Annotated in this window: 10 protein-coding genes; 2 read left to right on the top strand and 8 right to left on the bottom strand. The window is 70.1% G+C overall.

What is annotated here, in order from left to right; translation table 11 throughout:
- Positions 1–41: 41 nt before the first annotated feature.
- The 6 genes from GH736_RS12745 to GH736_RS12720 form a co-directional block, all read right to left on the bottom strand.
- Complete coding sequence (locus tag GH736_RS12745; RefSeq protein ID WP_159603831.1) at positions 42–623, bottom strand: MarR family winged helix-turn-helix transcriptional regulator; 582 nt, start codon at positions 621–623, stop codon at positions 42–44.
- 115 nt (positions 624–738) lie between these two features.
- Positions 739–1,191, bottom strand: coding sequence for a MarR family winged helix-turn-helix transcriptional regulator (locus tag GH736_RS12740; RefSeq protein ID WP_159603829.1), 453 nt, complete (start codon positions 1,189–1,191; stop codon positions 739–741).
- Position 1,192: 1 nt separating this feature from the next.
- The gene (locus GH736_RS12735) at positions 1,193–2,914 is read right to left on the bottom strand and encodes an MDR family MFS transporter (protein ID WP_235934148.1); all 1,722 of its coding nucleotides are present in this window, start codon (positions 2,912–2,914) and stop codon (positions 1,193–1,195) included.
- Between the two features lie 145 nt (positions 2,915–3,059).
- Positions 3,060–3,449 (bottom strand): RidA family protein, encoded by a 390-nt coding sequence (locus GH736_RS12730; RefSeq protein WP_159603828.1) that lies wholly within the window; start codon positions 3,447–3,449, stop codon positions 3,060–3,062.
- A 39-nt stretch (positions 3,450–3,488) separates the two neighbouring features.
- Entirely contained in the window at positions 3,489–3,734 is a 246-nt protein-coding gene (locus tag GH736_RS12725; RefSeq protein ID WP_159603826.1) for a hypothetical protein, read from the bottom strand.
- A gap of 10 nt (positions 3,735–3,744) precedes the next feature.
- Positions 3,745–5,088, bottom strand: coding sequence for a S8 family serine peptidase (locus tag GH736_RS12720; protein WP_159603824.1), 1,344 nt, complete (start codon positions 5,086–5,088; stop codon positions 3,745–3,747).
- 473 nt (positions 5,089–5,561) lie between these two features.
- Between GH736_RS12720 and rplJ the strand changes: the two genes are divergently transcribed.
- Together rplJ and rplL are read left to right on the top strand one after the other, a co-directional pair.
- Complete coding sequence (rplJ, locus tag GH736_RS12715) at positions 5,562–6,077, top strand: 50S ribosomal protein L10 (protein WP_130351776.1); 516 nt, start codon at positions 5,562–5,564, stop codon at positions 6,075–6,077.
- Positions 6,078–6,126: 49 nt separating this feature from the next.
- Positions 6,127–6,516, top strand: coding sequence for a 50S ribosomal protein L7/L12 (gene rplL / locus GH736_RS12710; RefSeq protein WP_159603822.1), 390 nt, complete (start codon positions 6,127–6,129; stop codon positions 6,514–6,516).
- A gap of 113 nt (positions 6,517–6,629) precedes the next feature.
- Here rplL and GH736_RS12705 read toward each other — a convergent pair whose 3' ends face one another.
- A complete protein-coding gene (locus GH736_RS12705; RefSeq protein ID WP_203230757.1) occupies positions 6,630–7,250 on the bottom strand; it encodes a peptidoglycan-binding domain-containing protein in 621 nt (206 codons plus the stop codon).
- 123 nt (positions 7,251–7,373) lie between these two features.
- Positions 7,374–8,474, bottom strand: a 1,101-nt coding sequence (locus GH736_RS12700) for a Gfo/Idh/MocA family protein (protein WP_159603820.1), incomplete at its 5' end; no start/stop codon positions are given.

Raw genomic sequence — 8,474 nt, 5'->3', positions numbered from 1 at the left:
CCCAGCGAGCCCCCGGCTCCCGTCGCGGTCAAGGACATCGCCTACCTTCGGCCGGGGGAGCCGACGACGGTGCCGTTGCTCGCCAACGACATGTCACCCTCGGGCCGTGTGCTCGCGGTGCCGTCCGCCTGGGTGCCGTCCGCGTCAGTGCCGTCCGCCTCGACGACCTCGCTGCTGAGCCGCCCGAGGAGGGTGGCCAGCGTGTCGACGTCGTCGCCCGACCACGTGCGCAGCCGCGCGTAGAGCCGCTGCTGCATCCGCGAGCCCTTCTGGTCGACGCTCGCGATCGCCTCGGGCGTCGCCTCGATGAAGCGCGCCCGCCCGTCGTCGGGATCTGCGACGACCTTGGCGAGCCCGAGCGACTCGAGGTGCTTCACCTGGCGGCTCACGACGCTCTTGTCGATCTCGAAGACCTCGGCGATCGCGCCGGCGTGCATGCGTCCGCGGTGCACGAGCGCGGACAGGATCTTGTAGCCGACCGGCTGGAGGTCGGGGTGCACCGCGGCGGCCGCCTCCTTCCAGACGAGCCGCACGCGCCCGAAGAGCCGCCGGAGCTGCTCCTCGACCGAGGCGATCTCGTCGTCGGTGGCCGTCCGGGTGCGTGGCGCGGCGGTGGGGGTCATGCGGGTGATCCTATTCGGCGGGAGCGCCGCTGTCGCGAGCGAAGGCCCGTCCTCCGTGTGGGAGGGCGGGCCTTCATCGCGATCGACACGGGCGATCGGGTGCCAGGCGCCGACGTCAGGCGTCGCCGATGCTCCGCAGCAGGTTCGCGAAGCTCCGCAGCTCGGACTCGGGATGGCCGGCGAGCACGTCGCGCAGTCGCTGCTGGTTGCGGTCGCGCACGCCGTGCACCGCCTCGAGGGCGTTCGGCGTGGCCACCAGCCCGCGCACGCGGCCGTCGGTCTCATCGGGACGGGTCTCGACGAGACCGAGCTCCTCGAGCATGCGGATCTGACGGCTCACGACGGACTTGTCCATGTCGAACATGTCGGCCAGGACGTGCGCGTTCGTCGTGCCCAGCCGAGTGATCGCGGAGATGAGCTTGTAGCCCGCCGGCTGCAGGTCGGGATGGACCTGCTCGGCCGACTCCTTCCAGACCGTGCGGATGCGGCTGAACAGCATGCTCAACTGCTCCTCGACGTCGGCGATGGCCTCGTCGGTACGGTCGGGAACCTCGATCGTGAGTGTCATGTCAGCGGGCGGACTCGGCGGAGGTCTTCGCGGTCTTCGCCGCACGCTCGGCCTCGGCGTCCTCCTCCACGATCTGCATGGAGGAGGTGACGGGCGCACCGATCTCGGCTTCGGCCAGGTCGATCGCGACCTGCTCGAACTCCTCCTTCAGCTGCTCGGCGGAGGTCTTCGTCGAGAGCGCCTTGTTCGGCAGGAAGGCGATGGCGATCACGCTGAGCACCGCGAGCGGCACGGCGATCCAGAAGACGTCGGCGATGCCACTGCCGTAGGCGTTCTCGATGATGACGCGGATGCCGTCGGGCAGCTCGGAGACGTGGGGGATGCCACCGCCGGCGAGGCCCTTCAGGGCTTCGACGTCCTCGGGCGAGGTCGGCGTGTAGCTCTTCAGGCCCGACGTGATGTGCGTGGTGACCTGGGTGGCCAGCAGCGAACCCATGATGGTCACGCCGATGGTGCCCGCGATCGTGCGGAAGAAGTTCACGTTCGAGCTCGCGGCACCCAGCTGCGAAGCGGGGGTGTCGTTCTGCACGACGAGCGTGAGGTTCTGCATGACCATGCCGAGGCCGGCGCCGAGCACGACCATGTAGACGCTGACCCAGAGGTAGTCGGTGTCGTAGCTCAGCGTCGTCATGAGGTAGCTGCCGGCGACGACGAGCAGCGAGCCGAGGAGCATGAAGCGCTTCCACTTGCCGAACTTGCTGATGAGTGCGCCGATGAGGATCGAAGCGCCCATCTGGCCGACGATCATCGGGATCGTCATGAGGCCCGACTCCGTCGGCGAGGCGCCGCGCGCGAGCTGGAAGTACTGCGCCAGGAAGACGCTGGTCGCGAACATCGCGACGCCGATCGAGACCGAGGCGATGACGGCGAGCGTGAAGGTGCGGTTCTTGAAGAGCGTCATCGGGACGATCGGCTCGGGCACGAAGAACTCGGTGACGATGAAGCCGATGACGGCCGCGGCGGAGATGCCGATCATGACGAAGCTCGTCATCGAGTCCCACTCGAACTGGCTGCCGCCGAGCGAGACCCAGATGAGCAGCAGCGAGACGCCGACCGAGAGCAGCGCGATGCCGACGTAGTCGATCTTCACCGCGCGCTTCGGCATGGGCGGCAGGTGCAGGGTGCGCTGGATGACGATGAGCGCGATGATCGCGAGCGGGACCGGCAGGAAGAAGTTGGCGCGCCAGCCCCAGGCGTCGGTCACGACGCCGCCGAGCAGCGGGCCGCCGATGGTGGCGACGGCCATGATGCCGCCGACCAGGCCCATGTACTTGCCGCGCTCACGCGGCGAGATGATGACGGCGATGAGGATCATGACGAGCGACATGAGGCCGCCGGCGCCGAGGCCCTGGATCACGCGCACGGCGATGAGGGTCGTGGTGTCCTGGGCGAAGCCCGCGATGGCCGTGCCGACGACGAACAGGCCGATCGCCGTCATGAGCAGCACCTTGCGGTTCACCAGGTCGGCGAGCTTGCCCCAGATCGGGGTCGAGACGGCCATGGCGAGCAGGCTCGCGGTGATGACCCAGGTGTAGGCGGTCTGGTCGCCGCCGAGGTCGGCGATGATGAGCGGCATCGAGGTCGAGACGACGGTGCCGGAGATGACGGCGACGAACATCGCCACGACGAGGCCGGAGATGGCGATGAGCACCTCCCGGGGGGTGCGTTGCGCCGGAGCGGCCGGAACGGCCCCGGTCGCGGGCTTGTCTGCCACAGAAGTCACGGTGATCCTTACGTCGTGCGAAGCACTCCGCCTGGTGGGAGGCGGGCGCTACAAAGTTGATATTTAGCAACTATATATAAGTAGTTGCACTAAGTCAACCTTGGACGTCGGTCAACTATTCCCGATCGGGTGGCCCCTGCGGCACTCATTCGAGGACGGCGACCGCCTCGATCTCGACCAGCGCGTCAGGCCGCCCGAGGCGCGGCACGACGAGCACGGTGAGGGCCGTGGGGTGCATGCCCCAGACCTTCGCCGACGCGGCGTACCCCTCGTCGACCGACTCGCCGTCGACGAGGTACACCGCCAGGCGCACCACATTCGACTGGTCGGCGCCGGCCTCCGCGAGCACCGCGAGCACGTTCCTCAAGGCCTGCTCGGTCTGTGCCCCGAGCCCGCCGTCGATGATGGCCCCCGAGGCGTCCGTGGCGTTCTGGCCGCCGACGTACAGCAGGTCGGACGCGCCACAAACGAGCACTCCCTGGCTGAACGCGGGATTGGTGAAGAGCGACTCGGGGTTCAGGTGTGTGATCTCCATTACTCCGGTCTACCGCGACCCCCCGACGGAGGACGGACGCTACTCCAGCGGCGCATCGGGCGGCGGCAGGTGCACGTCGACCTCCGGCTCGACGGTCACTCCCGGAAGGTCGCGGATCCGCGCGACGGCGTCGGGGGCGGCGCGGCCCGTGACGATGCCGAGGCCGTCGAGCGTCTCGTCCACCTCCAGCCCGGCGTCTCGGAGGTCGCCGAGTGCGTCGCGTATGCCGCGGCCCGTCACGGTGACGTGCACGCGGTCGCCCCCCGGCGCTGCCGGCTCGGGCATCGTCGCCCTCCTACGGGATCCGGTTCGGCTCGAGCGGGCCCGGGTCGATGACCGGACCGGGCCGCCACGGGATCGGCTGGTAGTCCCAGATGGGCCGCCGACGGGTCGGCACGACCGCGAGGCCCGCGCCGACCTCCTGCGCGGAGAGGGGGAGCGCCACCGCCGTGCGCACGAGCTCCTGCCAGAGGGCCCGCCCGCGCAGGCCGGTCTTGCGTGCCAGGGTGGCAGCGACGCCCGCCACGTGGGGGGTCGCCATGCTCGTGCCGCTCTTGAAGCCGTACGAGCCCTTCGACACGGGCACCGAGGAGTAGGTCGCGACGCCGGGCGCCGCGATGTTCACCTCGCCGCCGTTGCCGTTCAGGCCGACGCACGAGAACGGCGCCCGTTGGAGCGCCTGATCCAGGGCCGCCACCGCGAGGACCGACGGGCTGTTGGCCGGCGCGCCCACCGGTGCCCATCCGCTGTTCCCCGCCGCAGCCACGATGAGCGAGCCGGCGTTCAGCGCTGCGGTCGCCGCCTGCTCGTAGTAGGTGTAATAGGTCTGGCCCACGGCGACGGCCGAGCCCAGCGACATCGAGATCACGTGAGCGCCCTGCTGGATGGCCCAGTCGATGCCGGCGAGGATCTGGCCGCTGGTCCCGCTGCCCGAATCACTGAGCACCTTGCCCACCAGGAGCCGGGAGCCGTGTGCGACGCCGTACCGCCGTTTCGTTCCCGGCGGCGTCTTCGGTCCGGCCGCGGTGCCGGCGCAGTGCGTGCCGTGCGAGTGGCCGTCCTGCACCGGCTGCCCGGGGATGAAGGACTGGGCGGCGATCACGCGACCCGCGAAGTCGGGGTGCCCCAGATCGATGCCCGTGTCGAGCACGGCGATCCTGATCCCCGACCCCGCCCACGGTGCGGTCGCCAGGATCGGCGGCACCGCGTGCACGGCCTTGAGGCCCCAGGCGTAGGTGTCGGTGTCGGCGTACGTCTCGGCCGCATCGACCTCCTCGTCGTCCGCCTCGGCGGCTGCGTGCGCCGTCGCCGTCGGTGCGGCCTCGATGCTGTCGAACGGATACACGTAGACCTCGGGCTCCACCGCGAGGATCGGGCTCTGGGGGTCGCGGACCGCGCGCGAGAGCGCACCCAGCTGGTCGGGCACGGAGTCGACGATCGCGATCCTGAGCTCCTCGAGGTACACGTCACCCGTCGCCACCGCCGCCGGGTCATCGAGGCCGCGAGCCCTGCCGACGTCGAGGCCCGCGACGTCGCGGAGCTCCCGCGTCGCCGTCGCCTCGTCCACCGGGGCGAACGTGATGATCTGCCGGCCGGTGGGGCCCTCGGGGACCCGTCCGTCGGCGCTGTCAGTGTTCATGATCGGTTCCTTCGCTCAAGGGCGCCGACGGGATGCCTCGCTGATCGCGGCACGACGCCCGCGGTGGGCACAGTCTCGATTCGCGAGGGGCGCGCCGCATCGGGGGATGCACTGAAGCACCATCATGGTAGGTCGCTCGGACATCGGACGCCCGGGGCCGCGGACGGTTGGCGATGAGCCCGGCCGCCCCGATTTGGCGGAGCGCGCGGCATCCGTTAGCCTTGTCGGAGCCGAAGACCGCTGGTTGTCGTGCTGCCGTGTGTTCATTCACCTGGTGGAGCGACCGAAGTCTTGCGAAAGCAAGTGCCCGCGCAGGTGTGACGAAGACCTCCCGTTCATCCGGGCCGAGCTCCGCGCAACTGCGCCGGAGCTCTTTTCTTTTGTTCGACACTCAGACCTGTTCATCAGAACCGCCAGCGCTCCCAGGCCGTGCACCGCTTCCGCGGTGCGCGTTGAATTCACAAGGAGTGGCCATGGCGAACAAGGAAGCCTCGGTTGCCGAACTCACGAACCTGTTCGAGAGCTCGACCGCCGTTCTGCTGACCGAATACCGCGGCCTCACTGTTGCTCAGCTCAAGACGCTGCGCAAGTCCATCAGTGAGGACGCGAGCTACGCCGTGGTGAAGAACACGCTGACCAAGATCGCGGCGAACAACGCCGGCATCTCGTCGTTCGACGACGAGCTCGCCGGTCCCTCCGCGATCGCATTCGTGCACGGTGACCCGGTCGCCGTCGCGAAGGCCCTGCGTGACTTCGCCAAGGCGAACCCCCTCCTCGTGGTCAAGGGCGGCTATTTCGATGGCAAGCCCCTGACCGCCGAAGAGGTAGGCAAGCTCGCCGACCTCGAGTCCCGTGAAGTGCTGCTGGCGAAGCTCGCCGGTGCCTTCAAGGCCTCGCTGTTCGGAGCCGCATATCTGTTCAACGCACCGCTGTCGAAGGCCGTTCGCACGGTCGACGCGCTGCGTGAGAAGCAGGAGTCCGCTGCGTAGGCGCGAGCCTCTCAAGCGGTGAGTAACCAAGAATCTAAGGAGAAAAATCATGGCGAAGCTGTCCACTGAAGAGCTGCTCGAGCAGTTCAAGGGCCTGACCCTCATCGAGCTCTCGGAGTTCGTCAAGGCGTTCGAGGAGACCTTCGAGGTCACCGCGGCCGCTCCGGTCGCCGTTGCCGGCCCCGCTGCCGCTGGCGGCGGCGCTGCTGCTGAAGAGGTCGAGGAGAAGGACTCCTTCGACGTCGTCCTCGAGGCTGCCGGCGAGAAGAAGATCCAGGTCATCAAGGTCGTCCGCGAGCTCACCTCGCTCGGCCTCGGCGAGGCCAAGGCCGTCGTCGACGGTGCTCCCAAGGCCGTGCTCGAGGGCGCGAACAAGGAGACCGCCGACAAGGCGAAGGCCGCCCTCGAGGAGGCCGGCGCGACCGTCACCCTCAAGTAAGTGGTCGCGCTCGCTCGAGCGCTTCCCGCTTGAGGTGACCCGCGTCACCTGAACACACGGATGCCCCGTGGCTCATCGCGAGCCACGGGGCATCCGTCGTCCATACAGGTCAGTCAGTCGTGCTCGCTGCGAACGAGGAGTGCGGCGAGCCCGGCGTACGTGTTCGGACCCGGCACGCCGTCGATCGGCCCGGCGTACCCGCCGCGCTGCGCGATGCGCTGCAGCGCCTTCCAGGTGTTCGGTCCGGCGACGCCGTCGATGGGGCCGGCGTACCCGGCGCCCGTCAGCACGGTCTGCACGCCCTTCCAGGAGTTCGGCCCGAGGACGCCGTCGTACGGGCCGAAGTAGCCGCCGATGCGGGCGAGGACCTGGAGCGCCCGCCAGGTGTCGGCTCCGGGGACGCCGTCGATGGGGCCGGCATAGCCGAAGCCCGTGAGCACGGTCTGCACCCCCTTCCACGACGCGGGTCCCATGACGCCGTCGTTCGGACCCGTGTATCCGCCCTTGGCGGCGAGTCGCTGGAGGGCATCCCAGGTGGCCGGGCCCGGATCGCCGTCGAGGTGCCCGGCGTAGCCGTAGCCCTTGCCGGTCTGCTGGAGGCCCTTCCAGGTGTTGGGCCCGGGGACGCCGTCGTTCGGACCCGCGTAACCGCCCGCGCGGGCGATCCTCTGCAGCGTGATCCCGTCGGCGAGGCTGAGTGCCGCGGTCGAGGCGGCAGCGGTTTCGGTGGTCATGGTGCCCTCCTTCATCGGTGCTGGGCCCGCACGGTCCGGATCGGTACCGCAGGTCGCCCGATGGGACGCTACGACGCCGATCATGAGGCGACCACCGGGCTGACCCTGAGTCGACGCCTGACCTCAGCCCGCACGGCTCCACGGCGCGCCGACCTCGGCGAAGGTGCGGCCCTCGGCCACGACCCGGGCGCTCCAGTGCTCGAGGTCCCGCACGACGAGGTGCGTGCCCTCGTCGTCGGTGACGCGGTCCACGTGCCGTGCGTCGATCGGGGTCGGTGGCCCGCTCGCGCGCACCGCTTCGAGCACGCGCATGAACGCGCCGGTGGTTGTCGCGGGCACGAGCAGCGGGGCGCCGTCGACGACGTGGTCGACGAGGTTCGCGAGGAGTCCCGTGCGGGGATGGTGGCTGGTGACCGGCACGTCGGAACCCGGTTCGATGAGCTGGATGACGTCGAGCGTGTACCAGAGCACCAGGCGGCCGGCCGTGCCGTCGACGATGATGCACGGCTCGCTCCGCCGCGGCGCGGTGAGGCTGAGCGCGCAGGCGAGCGTCGCGCCGGCGGGGTCGCTGGCGCCACCTGGGCCGCCCTCGGCCAGGTCGATCACGAGCGATGAGGTGTCGTCGACCTCGATGTCGTTCGCGCGGTACAGGTCGAGCCGCACGTCGGCGACGTCCTCCTCTCGGGTGGCGCCGGCGACCGAGAGCCCGGTGGCCACCGCGTGGGCGAGCGGGTTCGTGACGGCGCCGTCGACCACGGGCACGCCATCGAGCGTGCTCCGACCGGCCCATGGGGCCCGCCGCCAGTAGTCGACGTTCCGCACCCAGGTGGCGAGCGCGCCGTAGCGCACCGGGTCGCCGACGGCGCCCGCGGCGACGAGGTCGCGCATCGCGGGCACGGCCGCCGAGCCGAGGCTCTGGAAACCGAGCTGCACCGCCCGCCCCGTCGCCTCGCTCGCCGCGAGCAGGCGGTGGAACTCGTTGAGCGTCGGGGTCGGCGGCTTCTCGAGCAGCACGTGGGCCCCGTGCAGCAGCGCCTGCTCGGCGAGCGGAAGGTGGGTGTGCATGGGGGTGCACAGCACCACGACATCGAGCCCCTCCGCGGCGATCATGTCACTCGCCTCACGGTAGGCGGTCACGCCGTCGAGGTCGGGTCCGGGCGGCCGATGGTCGGCCACGGCGGCGAGCACGGCGCGCCCGTCGCGTTCGAGCTCCCGTGCCGCCCG

This window comes from Agromyces humi (assembly GCF_009720255.1).
GTDB lineage: Bacteria > Actinomycetota > Actinomycetes > Actinomycetales > Microbacteriaceae > Agromyces > Agromyces humi.
The sequence above is the reverse complement of the archived record's forward strand: the minus strand, read 5'-3'. Positions and strand labels throughout refer to the sequence as shown.